The sequence below is a fragment of the Pontibacter sp. LHS2 genome (assembly GCF_058932845.1).
In genome coordinates this window covers 411,054-428,106 of record NZ_JBZYWG010000003.1, presented here as the reverse complement: position 1 = coordinate 428,106, position 17,053 = coordinate 411,054, and the positions used below count along the sequence as shown (strand labels likewise).

Sequence of the window (17,053 nt, the reverse complement as noted above, 5' to 3'; positions counted from 1 at the left end):
CTAGTTTTTTAAACATTTTCTTACTGTGCAGCTGTTTAGCAATACTATTACACAGCTAAAATTTCACTTTCTGTGCGCACGAATTGTATTGAATTACACTGTATAGTTAAAGGTAAATATAACTATATATAATACTACTCGTAAGCCCGCTGTATAAAAAGAAGATGAGTTTGACTTTGCTCCCCTATGCAATTATAGTTAGGGACTCTGCAAGTCAATTTGACGCCTAAAAAGAACGTTCAAGCCTATGAAATCTATTGTCGCCCTTTTAATAGTATCCTTCTGTTTACTTTTGTTTTCTAAGCCTGCAAATAGCCAGCATAGCTTTGAGCTGCCAATTCCTCCTACTCCAGAGGCGGCATCATTGGCTAAATTCTCCCAAGTACCTGTTTCGCACAGCACGGGCCTACCCCATATTTCTATACCGCTCTATGAAATTCAATTAAGAGGTTTTTCCTTGCCAATCTCGCTTAACTATCATGCCGGTGGTATCCGAGTCGACGAGATTGCTAGCAGTGCAGGTTTAGGCTGGGCACTGTCTGCAGGTGGCACTATCTCTAGTTCCGTGTTGGGTAAACCAGACTTTGGTTATAGAGGGTATGTGACGGGTGCCACTGAGTTTCCTGTAGATCGGGAACTACAACCTTATGAGGAGTTTGAGAACGGGGAGCAAGATTATAATCTCTGTAAGGAGCTTCTAGGAATGGCTACGCTATCACAAAACCCAAATCTGGCACATGATACACAGCCGGATTTGTTTTTCTACAGTATGGGTGGAAGGAGTGGAAAGTTCTTTTTCAGTCGTGATGGTAACGCACATACTGTACCATTCGAGCCCCTCAAAATAGAGGGAGGGGATCAAATATTCCGTATTACGGATGAGAATGGCAACATATTTACGTTTGCTGCAAAGGAAGTTGCTCAGACAACTTTCATTGCTTTTGGAGGTGTGCCAGGTACATCCACAGCGGGAGATTACACGCCGACAACCGTGACTTTTTTACTAAGCTCTGTAGTTACCCCGCAAGGAGACTCTCTGAAGCTTGAGTATGAAGGCTATGGCTACGAATATCGTAATATAGGTTCGCGTACCCGCCACCTCAGAAACCCAAGTAGTACCTGCCCTGAGATTCCAGAGTCCGGTACAGAGAGTTTGACTAATGTGTTTGGCGGACAGCGTATCAAGCGTATTACTAGCAGCATAGGGCATGTTGTGGAGTTTAGCTATGATTCATGCGGACGCGCGGATTTGGCCGGTCTGGCATCTCTTGCGAAACCAGGTGCGCTGACAGAAGTTTCGATCCGTGTGATGGGAGCTAAAGGTGTGAAAAAGTTTCGATTAGGTTATGAGTATTTCTATTCCGATCCGGGTATTGCTCTGATTACCAACAACTGCAATAAAGGGGAGGTAGATCCAGATGATCTTAGGCTCAAGCTGGTCTCGGTTGTTGAGGAAGGCAAACCAGCATACCGGGTGACATACAATGAGAGTGTGCGTCTCCCCAACCGGCTTTCTCCTGCACAGGATCATTGGGGATTTTATAACGGTTCGCAACATCTCCTGCCTAAAAATGAACAGGCTGGATTTATGGACGGAGGAACGAAGGAGCCTGATAAAGAGCTGATGGGTGCATTTCTGATCAAGGATCTCACTAATCCGACGGGAGGTAGAACAGAATTTACTTTTGAGCCTCACGACTACTTTGAGGTGGCGGGAATTGAGCGCCGGGACACTCTGTTAGGAGTGAGTTTTGAAAACGGATCACGTAGAGGGCCTGGGCAGGATAGTGCTTTTTATAAGGAAATCAGCTTTGAGGTGGGGTTATTGGGCAGCGTGGTTCATGACAGTGTTAATGTGCGCTTTCAGGAGATCAATTCTCTAACCGGAATCAACTACTATTTCAGGGCAACAATTACCGGGGTAGACAACGGGTTCAGCCAGCCCCTGTTGGGCGATGAGAATGGGATCGGGGAAAAGCAGTTCATGCTTGCACCAGGAGCATATAAGCTCATAATTGAGGCAATGGGGCTTGACGAGGAGGGGGCAGGACATGTAATGATTTTCTGGAAGGAACTGACTTATATTAACAAGCCTGCAGTCAACAGAATAGCAGGTGGACTTCGGATACGTAAAATAAAATACCTAAGTCCGGAAAGCACACCCCTTGAAAGGATGTTCCATTACAGGGAGCTGTCAGATACCACTAGGTCGAGTGGTAAAACCTTGCTTGCTCCTAGTTACCTCTATCAGTATTTCGTCAGCGACAGCTCGCCGATTGGTTCTGACGGGTACAAGCAAGATTGCATGTATCTGGCCCAGACGTCTAAGAGTATCCATCCCCTTTCGACGATGGCGGGAAGCAGTGTAGCCTACACAAGTGCTAGGGTGGAAAGCAGAAACGAAGATGAAATCTCCCTATCGAGCTATAAATACTCTTTTGCTTCGGACCATAACCCCCATGGGGGAGCCCCCCCATTCACGCCCGGCACCAGCATGGAATGGATGCGGGGTCTGCTTCTGGAAGAGACAGACTACATCCATAAGAAAGATTTAAATGCATTCTGGCCGGTGAAAAAAATCAAGCATCGATATCAGCGATATTACACGCCACCAAGTGCTTTAGGAGGTGAGAGTGGTAACTACACCCTGCCGGAAGGAGTGAACGAGTCGCATGCGTTGGGCCTGCAAATAATGGTAGTGCGCCCTGAGCGTGAGGATGTACGGGAGCATGGGCTTACGGTGCGCGGTGCAGTTTTTACCATTGAGAGCTTCAAGCATGTTTCTGTTTGGCAGTACAAATCTGAAACAGAGGAGATTTTTTACGATGCGGCTGATTCGACGCAGCAGATATCAGTTCTTACCCGTTATTACTATGATAGGCCGGGGCACAGCCAGCTCACGCGTATTAAGCGTAATGACAGCAGAGGTCGTCAAATATCCACTTCTCTGTCCTATCCGAGTGATTTCGAAATCGCTGTTCCATCCAGCGAGGCAGTTGAGGGGTTAAAGGCCATGATAGACAAACATATCCTGAATAAGTTTGTTGAGGAGCAGCAGTGGCTTGTTCAGGGGGAGGATTCCCTGTTGCTATCATCAAATTTGGCATTCTATAAGTTAAAATCTCAGGGCGTGGTCCAGGAACAGATAAAAACTTTGGTGACAGATAAACCGCTTTCTATTGCTGAATTCACTAGTGTGAAGGTAGATGGAGATGGTAATCTGGCTTATGATCAGAAGTATGACCAAGAGTGGTTCATTCGCTCCTATTCAGAAAATCTGAACCCTCTTGAAATTATCAGGAGGGAGATGCCTACTGCTTTGCTCTGGGATGAGGGGTATAACAAAGTGATGGCAAATGTGCAGCACGCTAAATTCTCTGATATCGCCTATACTAGTTTTGAGACCTCTAGTCAGGGGAATTGGGATTACGAAGGAACAATAGTAAATGATTCCTCCAGTCTGATAGGGGAGAAACACTACGTGCTCAATGACCGTCCCTTAACTAAAGGCTCCCTTAATCCAAACCTTACATATCAGCTCTCTTACTGGGTGAAAGGTACATCTCCGGCAAATGTTGCGGGTGGAACTGCACCAGTTGCAGGAAAGACTGTCAATGGATGGACTTATTTTGAGCATCATATTTCTGGGGTGCAGGAGGTGAGTGTAAGCGGAGTTGGCTACATTGACGAGTTGCGTCTGTATCCTTCAGGCTCGCAGATGATTTCCTACACTTATGACCTATTATTTGGCATATCCAGTATGACAGATCCCAATGGGCGAACAACCTTCTACGAGTACGACGGGATGGGCCGGCTCCGGGCGGTGAAAGACCATGAAGGGAACGTACTCAGAAGCCACGAGTACCACTATGTTGGACAGTAGGCCCATTCTGCCTTTGGTGAGGAGTTAGAAGACATCCTTTTCAATAAGGAAGATCTGACGATACGCTTTGAAGACAGCCTGGCGCCACCGTGTGTGGTCCGCGGCCGCCATTCCAACACAAAAAGTAGTTCAATCATTTTATTAAATAAAGGCAGCTCTTCAATCCCTACAGTATGGCGACTAGAGTCCAGGCCACACTTCTTAAATGACCAGATGAAAACATCTCTACAGAAAATATTTCATACTGCATCTTCATTTCAGTTTCAGCTGACAACCCCTCTGAGCCAGCACCTGTCAGCTGAGGGCAAACGACCACAATTGCCCGGGCGGCTGATAATTGCCATGCTGATACTTCTGCCATTTTTCAAATTTACAGGGGAGGCCTTGGCCCAGAACGGAGAGAGTCCCGGGACAAGACTGCAGTCGGAGCTAAAACAGCTGCGGAAGCGACACCTGGTGCCGGTAGAATCACGGAATTTCGGTGCGTATGCGCAGACGACCACCCTTGCCTGGGAGCAGGCGCTTAGGGCCTACGGGCAGGGGCGGGACTCGCTCCATCACCAGGCTGTTAACCGGCATGTGGCACGCCTGACGGCCGAGCGCCAGGACCTGGCCCAGCAGGCCGAACCCCTGGCGCTGCAGACGATGAACGTTGCCTCAACGGGCGAGGGGGCGGTGCCGGACGCGGTGGAGCGTCAGGCGCTGGAGGACCTTTTCAATAGCACCAACGGAGCGAACTGGAACGCCAACGCCAACTGGCTGGCTGGCGCGACGAGCGCCGACATGGCCACCTGGCACGGGGTGATGGTGCAGGGCGGGGACGTGGTGGGCCTGATGCTCAACGGCAACGGGCTGAGCGGTGCGCTGCCCGTCTCGCTGGGCAACCTGGCGGGGCTGCAGTACGTGTACCTGCACGACAATTCCCTGTCCGGAACGATTCCGGCGTCTGTTGGCAACCTGGCTACGCTCTACCACCTCTACCTGAGCAACAACAGCCTGACGGGCCCTATACCGTCCGAGCTGGGGGGGCTTCCCAACCTGACGGACCTGGGGCTCAACGGCAACTTGCTGGGCGGGAACATTCCTGCCTCGCTGAGCGGTCTTGCAAACCTGCAGTTCCTCTTCCTTAACAGCAATGCCCTGAGCGGGAGCATTCCCGCATCGCTGGGAGGGCTTTCCTCCCTGCGGCAGCTCTTCATGGGCGGCAATCCCCTGACAGGCGTTATCCCGGCCGAGCTGGGGAACCTAGGCCTGCTCCAGCAGCTGGGGCTTGAAGGCTGTGCCCTGAGTGGGGGCATTCCCGCCTCTCTGGGGGACCTGACCTCTCTGCAATACCTTTACCTAAATGACAACAGCCTTTCCGGGGCTATCCCTTCTGCACTGGGTAACCTCTCCGCACTTCGCCAACTCTACCTGCACAACAATGCTTTGAGCGGTGCTGTACCCCAGGAATTGGGGAACCTGGGATCTCTCTGGGAGCTGGGGCTGGACAACAACCAACTGGCCGGGGAGCTGCCGGCCTCGCTGGCATCGATGCCGAACCTTTATTTCCTGAGCCTGACGGGCAACGCGCTGACCGGGGTCCCCAATTTCAGTAACGGCCCGAACGCCCCCTCGCTCTATGTGGATGCCTACGGCAACCGGCTGGACTTCGGCTCGGTTGAGCCCAACCTGTCGGGGGTGAACACGAGCCCGCTGGCTTTCTTCGGATACAGTGCGCAGGCGCCGCTGGGGCAGCATGAGACCCGCGAACTGACAGCGGGGCAGCCCCTGGAGCTATTGGTGGAAACCGGCGGCACGCGCAACTTCTACCAGTGGCAGCGATTGGAGGGGGAGGCCTGGCAGGATATTGCCGGTGCGACGGCAAGCACCTACTCGGTTCCGGCATCCTCTGCTTCGGACGGCGGCGTGTACCGCTGCCGCGTCACCAATGCCTGGGCCACGGCCCTCACCCTCCACACCGCCGATATGACGGTGACGGTGGCTGCCGCCGGGGAGCCGCTTGCCTCCGCCCCAAGCGAGAACATGAACTACGTGCTCACCAACTCGGCCCAGGTCGGGGGGATGCTGACGCCGGAGGCGCTGGCGCAGGGCACCGTGCGCGAGGTGAGCCAGCAGATCGTCTACTTCGACGGGTTGGGGCGGGAGCTGCAGACAGTGCTCACCAGGGCCAGCCCGACCGGGCAGGACATCATCACACCGGTCCGCTATGACGCGCTGGGGAGGGTGGAGAAGACGTTCCTGCCCTACGCGACGGGCGGTGCGGCGGGCTCCTACCGCCCTGCGGCGGCCGATGAGCAGGCGGCCTTCTACGACCCCTCCAACTCCATGTACCCGGACGTGGCCAAAGACGCTGCGCCATTTGCCGTGCCCGTGTACGAGGCCTCGCCCCTGAACCGGGTGACCGAGCAGGGGGCGCCGGGGGCGGCCTGGCAGCCGGGCACGGGCCATACCATGAAACAGGCGCAGCGCGCCAACCTGGCGGGGGAGGTGCGCCGCTGGGACTACATCCCGGCGACGGGCAGTTTCGCAAGCCCGGGATTCTATCATGCCGGTACTCTCTACGTGACCGAGACCCGGGACGAGGAGGACGCCCTGGCGGTGGAGTACAGGGACCTGCAGGGGCGCGTGGTGCTCAAGCGCATGGAGACGGAGGTGGCGGCTGCCGGTGCGGACCTGGACTCGGTGGTCTGCGGGGAGGGCCCGGGGCGCCACTGGTCCTTTGACCAGGGCTCGCTGGCGGAGACGCAGACGGGACATTTGGCCACGGGCTCCGGCAGCGCGGCGGTGCCGGGCAGGCTGGCCGGGGGGCTGGGCTTTGACGGCACGGGCGGCCTGTCGGCTGACGGCTTTGCCTACGACTGGGCAGCCGACGCGAGCTTTACGGTTGAGCTGTGGGTGCGCCGGCAGGGGGCGCCCACAGACAACGAGGTGGTGCTGGGGCGCGACGATATGGAGTCGGGCGGCACGCTGCACTGGTGGATCGGGCTGGACCCGGCAGGCCGGGCGCGGCTGCAGCTGCGCGACAACCTCGGGGCGGGCGCCTTCCTAGGGGAGGCGGCCCAGAACCCGGTCATCACTGACGGGGCCTGGCACCACGTGGTGGCCGTGCGCGACGCCCTCTGGCTCAGGACAAAGCTCTATGTGGACGGGGTGCTGGTAGAGGAGGAAACCGTCTCCTCGCCCGAGGGCTTCGCCAGCCAGGCGGCGCTTAACATCGGCTGGCTCAATAGAAGCCACGGGTACCGCTTCCAGGGCGGGCTGGACGAGCTCTCCTTCTACGGCCGCGCCCTCAGCGCCCGGGAGGTGGCCGCCCGCCACGCCTCGGGCAGCTCGGAGCCCGCCTGCCTTTCGGTCGAGCCGGAACCGGGGCTGGCCGACACGCACTACGTCTATGACGCGCTGGGCAACCTGCGGCTGGTGATCCAGCCCGAGGGGATGCGCAGCCACCTGCCCCAGCCGGAAGGCGATGGTACCATTGCCCTTAATGAAAACTTTATAAAAGACTGGTGCTTCCGCTACGCCTATGACGGGCGCAGGAGAATGATCGAAAAGCAGGTGCCGGGTGCCGGGCCGGTGGAGCTGGTCTACAACAAGCGCGACGAGGCGGTCTTCTCCCGGGACTCCGTGCAGGCGGCGGCCGGAAAGTGGTCTTTCACCAAGTACGACGCGCTGGGTCGCCCGGTCTTGACGGGCGTGCTGGAAAAGCAGATCAACCGGCAGGCGCTGCAGGATGCGGTAGACAACGTAGGGCAGCAGTTTGAGACGCGGGGCAGCTCTATCGAGGGATACTCGCTCAACGAATCCTCCCCGTCTGGTGTGCTTGTCACGGCAGACGACCTGCTGACGGTCACCTATTACGACGACTATGCCCATGCGGCCTTTACCCAGGACTATTCATTCGATGATGCCGCCCTGTCTGACGTGACGGCGCATAACAAGCGGGTACTGGGGCAGGTGACGGGCACCCGCACCCGCGTGCTGGGCACGCCGCTCTGGCTCACGAGCGTGAACTACTATGATGACAAGTACCGGCTGGTGCAGGCGGTCTCGGACGGCTTTCTGGGCGGGACGAGGCAGCAGGCCTCCGAGCGCGTGACCACCCGCTACGACTTCGCGGGCAGGCCCCTGGTGACGCTGGCCTCCCACCAGTCGGGTACCCACATGGTGCGGGACACCATGGCCTACGACCACGCGGGGCGCCTGGCAGGCCAGTGGCAGTCGATCGACGGCCGGGACCCGGTGCTGCTGGCCGAGCGGGCCTACAACGAGCTGGGCCAGGAGACGGCGAAAAGGCTGCACCAAAACGCCGACGCTTCCTTTTTGCAGGAGGTGGACACGCGCTACAGCATCCGCGGCTGGCTTACTTCTATCAATGACCCGGGGCAGGTGAGCCAGCAGGGGGACCTGTTCGGCTTTGCGCTCAGCTACAACACGGGCATGGAGCTGGGGGCGCAGGGGCAGCACAACGGCAACATCGCCGAGATGCGCTGGGCCACGGCATCGGACGGGAAGCTGCGGGGATACGCCTACGCCTACGACCGCGCCGGGCGGTTAACAGCCGGGGCCTTCCGTGCCCGGGGGACGACAGGCTGGGATGAAGAGCAGGATCACTACTCGGTCGACGAGCTTTCCTATGACGCCAACGGCAACATCCAGCGCTTGGTGCGCCGCGGACTGACGGCGGGGAACCCTTACGAGCGGGAGGACCCTGCAAGGGCCTGGGGGGAGGTGGACCGGCTGCGCTACCACTACGCGGGCAACCGCTTGGTGGGTGTGGACGATGAGGCCACGGCCACGGGCCCTGCCGGGGACTTCCGCGACAACGGCAGCCTCTACGCTACCGCGGCCCCTGAGTACGTCTACGACGTTAATGGCAATATGACGCGCGACGGGAACAAGGGCATCACGGCCGTACGCTACAATCACCTCAACCTGCCCGACAGCGTGGCGCTCGGCACGAAGGGCTACATCCGCTACATCTATTCTGCCGCGGGGCAGAAGCTGCGCAAGGAGGTGCACGCGGCGGGCAAGGCCGTGGTGGCGACCGACTACTCAGGATTGTTCGTCCACCAGGGCGACACGCTCTTCGCCCACACTTCGGAGGGGCGGGCGCTGTACGAGCCGGCCACCGACCAGGTGTGGCGCTACGAGTACCATTTGAAGGACCATCTGGGCAACCTGCGCGTGAGCTTCGCCGAGGAGACCACGACCACCTCGCAGGCCACCATGGAGATGATGGCCGCCCCGCAGGAGGAGGAGCAGTTCGGGCACATCGCCGAGACGCGGCACCTGGACCGGGGCCGCTCGCGCTCGGGCTCGCACGCGGCGCTCCTGGGTGCTGGGCGCAACAGGCCGCTGGGCCCGAGCAGGCGCCTGAGCGTTAGGGCGGGCGACAAGGTGAAGGCCGAGGCCTTCGGTATGTACGAGGAGGAGGTAAAGGGCAACAAGGGCCTGAGCCTGGCCTCCTGGCTGCTGGGGGCGGCCACGGCCGGCGTGGGTACGGTGAGCGAGCTGGGCACAGGCCCAGGCAAGGCGCTGCCCTACATCGGGGCAGGCATCGCGTTGGCACCCCTTGTGCTACAGAAGGAGAAGGGAGCGCCAGTGGCCTATCTTCGCTATATTGCTTATGCCAAAGACTCTTCTTACGTAGACTCGGGCTACCAGCTGCTCACGCGGCAGGCCAACGGGGGCTGGGAGAGGCTGGAGCTGGAATACACAGCCCAGCAGGACGGCTTCGTGGAGGTGTTCCTGGCCAACGAGAGCTACGAGGCCACTTGGTTCGACGATATGTCCGTGAGCCAGACGAGTCCGATGCTCGTGCAGGAGAACCACTACGACCCCTGGGGACTCAACTTGGTGGGGATAGAGAAGCAGGGAAGTCCTGACCATCTCTTCCAGTACAACGGCAAGGAGAGGCAAACGGAGCTGGGGCTGAACTGGATGGACTACGGGGCCCGGATGTATGACGCCCAGATCGGCAGGTGGCATGTGGTAGATCCGCTGGCAGACCAGATGCGCAGGCACTCGCCTTATAACTTCGCTTTCAACAACCCAATTCGCTTTATCGACCCAGATGGGATGGCGCCAATATCAACTATTGTAAAGAAAAATGAAGATGGTAAATATACTGTGGTTGGTGGAGACGCAAATGATAATGATAGAGGAATTTATCTAGATGACGGTAATGGAGGTAAGGGCGAAAGAATAGGACAATCGAAAACTACACATTCTTTCTTCGATGAAAAAGATAGGCCCGTGGTTGGTGCTGTCCTTGATCCTAACTCTACAGCTGGTCAAGAATTCTTGAATAAACTTGAAGAAGATGATCCTTCATTGTTGAGTTATATGTTCAATGCTACTAATGGAGAAAAATATGATTTCAAAGATGAAGGTATAAAAGACAAAGGAGAGCAGACTGATTTACAATATAGATATCGAGGTAGTGTTGATAGTAATGGCGATTTTGGATCGGCTAGGGACTTTGGTAATATGGGAGCAGGACTAGTTGCAGCAAGAAGCGGTCTTTCTTGGAGGAATGCTAGAGGAGGCTTTGATTTATATCAAGGTTATAAATCTAATGGTATCTCAGTTATGAAGTTAAACTTTGGTGTACCAATTATTTATATCAAACCAGAGAGAGAAGCGACAACAACAATCAAGGCAGAACTGCTTGGATACCTATATGGTTGGCAAAAATACAGAAGATAGTTTACTTGTTTAAAAAATGATGATTAATATGATTCTTAGATTATCAATCTTATTCCTATCCCTTATGGTTGTGAGTTGTAAGAGTAAAACTTATAATGTTTACTCGCCAGATAAAGCTCAGTGTATTACTATAATAACTGAAAAACACGTGAGGTATATCATCAATGGATGTCATACAGCAGTACCTGATCAAAATTATGTTAAAATTGACCTTAAGGGCATTGATATGGAGGTTGGAGATGAAATCGTTGGGCGATGGAAAGAAGAAGGCTTTGATTGGTATGTAATGAACGATAATGCAGTTTTAATAGAAAATACGTTAGATACAACTAAATACAAGTTCCGGACCAAGTTTCCAGTAACTAGTGATGGTATTCCAACCCTGAAAGGATATACAGATAACAACAGTTTTGACCTTGGATTTAGAAGTGGTAAAATCGTTCATAGTAGGGGAGCTATAGTAGAATAACTATTTTGTATGTTTTTTTACTTTCCCATTATTCATCAAAAGGGTGAATTAATCTGCCACTTGACAGGCCTATGCTTGGAGAAGCGGGGTTCGTCCGTGTCCTCACTCGCGCTCCCTTCGGCACGCCATGGTCTACTCGCTGCGCTGCGTTCCACCATGGCTTTGCCTCTCGGTCGGCTCGCTGCGGTACTCCTCACGGCTGTTCCCTTTTTGTTGTTAGAGTTGTTTAGATCCCTGCGGGGCTAAGGCCAAAAACAAAACCCACAGCCCACGTTTTGCTCGCCTGCGGGTCAGCCGCCGCACAGCCAGCCGCCCTCGTTCCTCGGGCTCTTACTGGCTGGCTGAGGCTTCCGCTCGCAGCGGCTTCGCGCCTGGAATCTTACCCCCAACCCCCGGCATCAACCGGGGGCTTTTTGCTTATAGCCGATGCTATACCTTATGGGTAAAGTTATACCTATACCTTATAGTTGGTGCTATACCTGAGGGTGACCGACTGACCAGCCGCACAAAGGCCAAGGGGCTTTTCCGGCCCCTTCGACCCTAGGAGCCTTGCCACGTCCAGCCGTGCCGCTGGCCCGACTGAACGCGGCAAGGTTATACCTATACCTTCCCGTTCAGCTAAGGTATAAACACAAAGAAGCCCGACCTTTTGGGCCGGGCTCTATACCTTATACTTTGGTGCTATTACTCTTTGATCATCTTTTTCAGAAGCTCCACTTTTTCACGCTCGCTTTCCAACAGGCGCTCATACAGCTTTTTGTTTTCATCCATCACCTCCATAAATTTCTCTATGGGATTAAATGTGAATACAGGGTTGTAATTCACTAGACCGCTTGTGTTATGCAGCGTGCTTGAGATAATGTTGATAACAGCTTCATCGCTGAAGTTTTTGATAGCTTCAGCAGGAACGCCCAGTATCTTCGCCACTTTCTGAAGTATATCCTCCTCTACAGATTCGCTAGATTCTATTCTAGACACGGTTTGCTGGCTTACGCCCAATTCATGGGCTAAAGCTTCCTGTTTAATGCCGCGCAGTTCGCGAATGCGGCTGATCTTGCGGCCGATGTGATTGCTGGGTCTGGTAGTTGCTTCCATAGTACCAAATATAGCGTTTTCAGCGGAGTAAGAAAAACAGCGGGCAAGTAAAATACCACTACTTTGGGTACGGTACGCGCGGGTAAAACACCATCTTAGGACAAAGCAGCCAAGTATACCTGTAGCAGGCAGGTATAATTAGGTATAGCATTGTGAAAAATCACCTGTATACCTGAGCAAAAACCAGAAACGGCAGGTATAGCTACGACCCGAAAAGGAAAGTACGGAACGCCAGGGAACACCAGTTGGAACGCCAGAACGGGGGTGAAAGTGCGAATGAAGCCAGTTAGGCAGGTTTTTGCCGCTGGTGTTCCGTGTTCCCAATAATCATGATACCCCCCTTCTATACCTTGTCATAGAGCTAAATGTAAACTGGTGTTCGGAATACCAGTCAAGGTATAGGGCATAGGTATACCTTGTTCAGTAGGTATAGGAATGGATACAGAATTCACTATATTTATAGTATGGCTATAAGGGCCTGATGTTCTTTTACAAAAGTGTGCCATAAGGGAAATTGCACCATAGGGAAAAACTGGCGCAGGTGCACAGTTCTTCCAGTACAACGGAAAGGAGCGTCAGACCGAGCTGGGGCTCAACTGGATGGACTACGGGGCCAGGATGTACGATGCCCAGATCGGCAGGTGGCACGTGGTGGACCCGCTGGCGGAGCAGGGAAGAAGGTGGAGCCCATATAACTATACCTTCAATAACCCAATACGCTTTATCGACCCGGATGGAATGTGGCCAGGTCCAGGGGGCGAACTATTAGGGAGGCTTGTAAGCGCAACCAAAAGCTATGTATATAATAAGGCGACAGAAGTTGCGACTTCAATAGCCACAGCAACGGTTGAAAATACGAGAGAGTTCATCAGTGGCTTGGAAGTTTCTCCATATGTAGAAGCAGAAGGAAAGGTTACTTACGGTGCTAGAGTAGCAGGAGAAGTAAAGGGTTACGGAGCTGATATAAATGTAAAAAGTAGAGATCACTCGTCATTGACTCTCGAATTCGATAAAAATGGTGCAAGTGTAGAAAGCTTTCATAAAGAGGAAACCCCTACTTCAAGAACTACCTCTGGTGGCAAATTGGGTGTCCCGATTTCTGGCTTAGGAGTTGAGGGATCATACAAAAACGAACAAATTACAGATAATAAATCTGGACAAGTGAAAAGTAACGCCAACGAGTTTGGAGCTGCAGTAGCTCCAATACCAGGGGTTGCTGTTGAAGCAAAGATTTCAAGAGAGACTACTTCTTCAACACAAAAAAATACTCTAAAGGTAGGTGTTGGTCATGGTGCAACTGCTGCGTTTGGAGCAGGGTTAGAATATAATATAGGGTTTGGTGTAAAAATTACAAGAACAAAAAATATCGATGATTAGAATGTACATCCTAAGTAAAAATAATAGAGGTAAACAAATGTTTTTTTTAGCAATATCTATCCTCTTCATAGTAGTGCTTTTACTCTTATATATTTTAACAATGAATGTATATTACTTATACATGTGTCTTATATCTGGTTTGATTGCTATTGTAATCAATTGGATACTGTCAAGAGTGAATGATGTTCATGTCAGAAATAATAGATTATATATTGGTAACTTATATCATAGTACGAAAATAGTTGAGGCTTCCGATTTTGAGGCAGTAATAAATATAAAGCTTTTTATACCAGTAATCTACCCATTCTTTTCACCACCATACTATCAGATTAGGCTTAAAAATGGAGAAACATATATATTTTATGACTTGTCATACAAAGCTTTATCTTCTGTTTTTGCTAAAAACAATAAGCACAGCGAATTTTTGACAAGCTCAATACTTAAGCATTTAACAGCGTATGAGTGACTAGCAGAGACTTATAAAATTAAATTACGAGTTATTTACATTGATTTTAGATCACAAAGACATTTGCAGGGGAGCGGTGTTCGTCCGTGTCCTCTCTCACGCTTCCTTCGGCACGCCATGGTCTACTCGCTACGCTGCGTTCCACCATGGCTTTGCCTTTCGGTTGGCTCGTTGCGGTACTCCTCACGGCTGTTCCTTTTTTGTTGTTAGAGTTGATTAGATCCCTGCGGGGCTAAGGCCAAAAACAAAACCCACAGCCCACGTTATGCTCGCCTGCGGGTCAGCCGCCGCGCAGCCAGCCGCCCACCCTCACGGGTGTTCTCCTCCTGGATGGCTTTGGCTTCCGCTCGCAGCGGCTTCGCGCTTAGAATCTTACCCCCAACCCCCGGCATCAGCCGGGGGCTTTTTGCTTTATGGCTATACCTATACCTATACCTTATAGCTTGTGCTATACCTGAGGGCCAGCAGATAGCCATCCGCACAAAAGGCCCAGGAGCTTTTCCCGTCCCTTCGACTCTAGAAGCCTTGCCGTGTGAAAGACAACAGCATCTGCAGCCCTCTCTCGCTGTTGCAACTTGTAGTGTAGCATGATTTATTGATAAAATTAGACGTAATATCCTATCTTGTGGGTGCTTTATCTTTACAGTCTTAAGAGATCAGCACTTACTTACAGGCATTTTATTAAAGAAAACAAAGCCATTCTATGCACAACCTCCTTTCGCCCTTTTCCAGAGCCTGTCTTTTCTTACTGCCCTTCCTGTTGCTCACTTTCGCTTCGTTTGCCCAGCAAACCAAGCAGAGCCTACCGACTGGTGTGCCGGATGCTGGGGAGCTGCTGCGCGAGATGATTGCCTGGCAGGACAGCCTGCAGGCAATCGACTACGCACTGCAGGACTCCTCTCGCCTGCATGCTTCGCTTGACAGCCTGCGGCAGCTGGGTGAGGAGGGGGAGGCGCTGGCACGAAGAGTTGACAGCCTTTCGCAGGCCGTGACAGGGCAACCGGTACTGCCTGAAGAGCTGAAGGAGGTGCGTGCGAGACTGGAGCGCCAGCTGCAGGAGGGAAAAGAGGCACTGGCCGCCCAGCTTATGCCGGAGGAGCTCAAACAGGCCCTGCGCCAGCTTGAAGAGGCCGGGCAGAAGAGCGCCGCCGCCCGGTTGCCACAGCTTACCGCAATGGGGCAACTGCCCACCTCAGCAGACGAGCTGAAAGCAAAAGCCAGTCAGGCGGCGCTGAAGGCGGCGGGGGAGCCCTTTACCGAGTCCTTCGATAAGCTGGGGCAGGCTAAAGCAGACTTTGATAGGTACAAGGGACGGGTAAGCAAGGTGGAGAGCATGAAGGACATGCCAAAAGGAGTTCTAGGAACCAACCCGCTTAAAGGAAAGCCTTGGACGGAGCGGCTGGTGCTGGGCAGCCTCTGGCAGGCGGGCAAGCAGGAGCGCTTCTTCCTAGACCTGGGACCGACGGTGGCCTGGCGCTTCTCGGAGAGGCTCTCGGCGGGTGCGGGCGGACAGTACCGCCTGCACCTGAGCGTGCAGGAGAAGCCCTATGTGGGCGGCGCGGATCGGGTGGGGGGCTACAGCCTCTTTTCGGACTTCCAGATCAAAGGCGGCTTTTTTGCCCGGCTGCAGTACGAAAGCTTAAATGCGCCGGTGACGCACACGGATCCCTTCACGCAGGAGGAGACGCTTGGCAGGGAATGGGTGCCTGGGCTGTCGGCGGGGCTGGGCAAGGACTACACACTCTACAGAAAGCTCAGGGGCTACGCCCTCCTGCAGTACAACCTTCTGCACGAGCAGGGCCGCACGCCTTATCTGCACCCGCTGCAGGCACGGGTCGGCTTTTTCCTTTATGGTAGTGATATCTTCAGGTGATGTCACCCAATAGCAAGCACTTATAACTACATGGGCATTTTATCATGTGTAAGGCAACATGCTTGCTTAGTGTTGGTAAATCAAATCACATTTTATGTTAATGAAGTTTGTGAGGAATAATTTCTAATTTTTTTAAGCTAAATAGGAAGAGATATAAAGGGTGGAATAATTAGCTCTCAAACAGGAGATTTGTGTGCAAATTGTGTGCAAATAAAAAAAGCCACTTAACGATTTTATTCGTAAGTGGCTGATTTTCAAGTGGTCGCGAAGGGAGTCGAACCCCTAACCTTCTGATTCGTAGTCAGATGCTCTATCCAGTTGAGCTACGTGACCATTCCGTTATTGTGATGCAAAGTAAAGGCCTTTTTTCTTGCAATGCAAGCCCTAAAGCGAATTTTTCTCAACTTTTTGCCGTCGCTTTACGCAGCGCCCGCTTCAAGGCGTGATCGAAAATGAAGTAGAGTCCACCTATCGAAATGATAATCAGGGATATCATGAGCAGTTGGCTGCCTTTGTTGCTGCCGGGGTCCTGCAATAATTTTATAACATCGCTGGCTTGTGTACCTACCCAAAAGAAAAAAAGTGTGCGTGGCAGCATGCCGATCATACTAGCCAGGAAGAATTTTAGCTTGTCAACCTGCAGCAATGAGAGTACAAAGTTCATGAGCGCAAAGGGTAGCACCGGCGATATACGGGTCAGGAAGATCAGGCTCCAGCTTTGGTCGCGCAATTCCTGCATCAGGTACATCGTCTTCTCAAAGCGATTCAGAAAGGACATCATTTTGCCATGATCGATGAGACGGGCCAAGGTATAGCCGATGAGCGAAGCAATACCATACGACACGACCACGCCAGCAAAGCCAGGCCAACCCAGATAGAAGCCGCTCACCAGCGCCACAAAAGTAGTCGGAGTGAGGGCCAGCGACATGGTAATGGAGATCACGACAAAGTAAAGCAGCATCTGCGGCCAACTCAGGTCCTGCAACAGCGTCTCGTTCTGGTACAGGTATACTGCAGCCGATGAGCTTACAACCAAGGGTACAATTACCAGCAATAGCATGGAAATAAACGAAGGCGCGTTTTCCCGTATAAAAGTCCGCAACATGGACAGTTTCATCATAACAGGGGTTTTAGTCAAAGATAGAGCCTTATAGGCAAGAATTTGCTGAAGGTATACGC

Annotated in this window: 9 protein-coding genes, 1 tRNA gene and 1 pseudogene; 5 read left to right on the top strand and 6 right to left on the bottom strand. The window is 53.1% G+C overall.

Annotated elements, in window-relative coordinates:
- Positions 1-247 precede the first annotated feature (247 nt).
- Positions 248-3,883 carry an RHS repeat domain-containing protein gene (locus tag AC5FX6_RS15105; protein ID WP_196114305.1) on the top strand — a complete coding sequence of 1,212 codons (3,636 nt, stop codon included), beginning with the start codon at positions 248-250 and terminating at the stop codon, positions 3,881-3,883.
- A 166-nt stretch (positions 3,884-4,049) separates the two neighbouring features.
- On the opposite strand, the gene AC5FX6_RS15100 is transcribed toward AC5FX6_RS15105, so the two are convergent.
- A complete protein-coding gene (locus AC5FX6_RS15100) occupies positions 4,050-4,244 on the bottom strand; it encodes a hypothetical protein (RefSeq protein WP_196114306.1) in 195 nt (64 codons plus the stop codon).
- Positions 4,245-4,462: 218 nt separating this feature from the next.
- Here AC5FX6_RS15100 and AC5FX6_RS15095 point away from each other — a divergent pair, with 218 nt between their 5' ends.
- Positions 4,463-10,594, top strand: a complete 6,132-nt coding sequence (locus tag AC5FX6_RS15095; RefSeq protein ID WP_196114307.1) for a DUF6443 domain-containing protein — start codon at positions 4,463-4,465, stop codon at positions 10,592-10,594.
- A 28-nt stretch (positions 10,595-10,622) separates the two neighbouring features.
- Positions 10,623-11,063, top strand: a complete 441-nt coding sequence (locus AC5FX6_RS15090; protein ID WP_196114308.1) for a hypothetical protein — start codon at positions 10,623-10,625, stop codon at positions 11,061-11,063.
- Positions 11,064-11,747: 684 nt separating this feature from the next.
- Here the strand turns inward: AC5FX6_RS15090 and AC5FX6_RS15085 are convergent.
- The gene (locus AC5FX6_RS15085) at positions 11,748-12,158 is read right to left on the bottom strand and encodes a helix-turn-helix domain-containing protein (protein WP_196114309.1); all 411 of its coding nucleotides are present in this window, start codon (positions 12,156-12,158) and stop codon (positions 11,748-11,750) included.
- A gap of 555 nt (positions 12,159-12,713) precedes the next feature.
- On the opposite strand from AC5FX6_RS15085, the pseudogene AC5FX6_RS15080 reads away from it, so the two are divergent.
- Positions 12,714-13,535: pseudogene (locus tag AC5FX6_RS15080) on the top strand (RHS repeat-associated core domain-containing protein); the annotation flags it as partial.
- A 512-nt stretch (positions 13,536-14,047) separates the two neighbouring features.
- On the opposite strand, the gene AC5FX6_RS15075 reads toward AC5FX6_RS15080, so the two are convergent.
- Positions 14,048-14,188, bottom strand: a complete 141-nt coding sequence (locus AC5FX6_RS15075; protein WP_196114310.1) for a hypothetical protein — start codon at positions 14,186-14,188, stop codon at positions 14,048-14,050.
- 76 nt (positions 14,189-14,264) lie between these two features.
- Positions 14,265-14,477, bottom strand: a complete 213-nt coding sequence (locus AC5FX6_RS15070; RefSeq protein ID WP_196114311.1) for a hypothetical protein — start codon at positions 14,475-14,477, stop codon at positions 14,265-14,267.
- 227 nt (positions 14,478-14,704) lie between these two features.
- Here AC5FX6_RS15070 and AC5FX6_RS15065 point away from each other — a divergent pair, with 227 nt between their 5' ends.
- Positions 14,705-15,874, top strand: a complete 1,170-nt coding sequence (locus tag AC5FX6_RS15065; RefSeq protein WP_196114312.1) for a hypothetical protein — start codon at positions 14,705-14,707, stop codon at positions 15,872-15,874.
- 259 nt (positions 15,875-16,133) lie between these two features.
- Here the strand turns inward: AC5FX6_RS15065 and AC5FX6_RS15060 are convergent.
- Both AC5FX6_RS15060 and AC5FX6_RS15055 read right to left on the bottom strand, forming a co-directional pair.
- Positions 16,134-16,207 (bottom strand) — tRNA-Arg (locus tag AC5FX6_RS15060).
- A 67-nt stretch (positions 16,208-16,274) separates the two neighbouring features.
- Positions 16,275-16,994, bottom strand: a complete 720-nt coding sequence (locus AC5FX6_RS15055) for a TVP38/TMEM64 family protein (RefSeq protein WP_493597885.1) — start codon at positions 16,992-16,994, stop codon at positions 16,275-16,277.
- Positions 16,995-17,053: the final 59 nt, after the last annotated feature.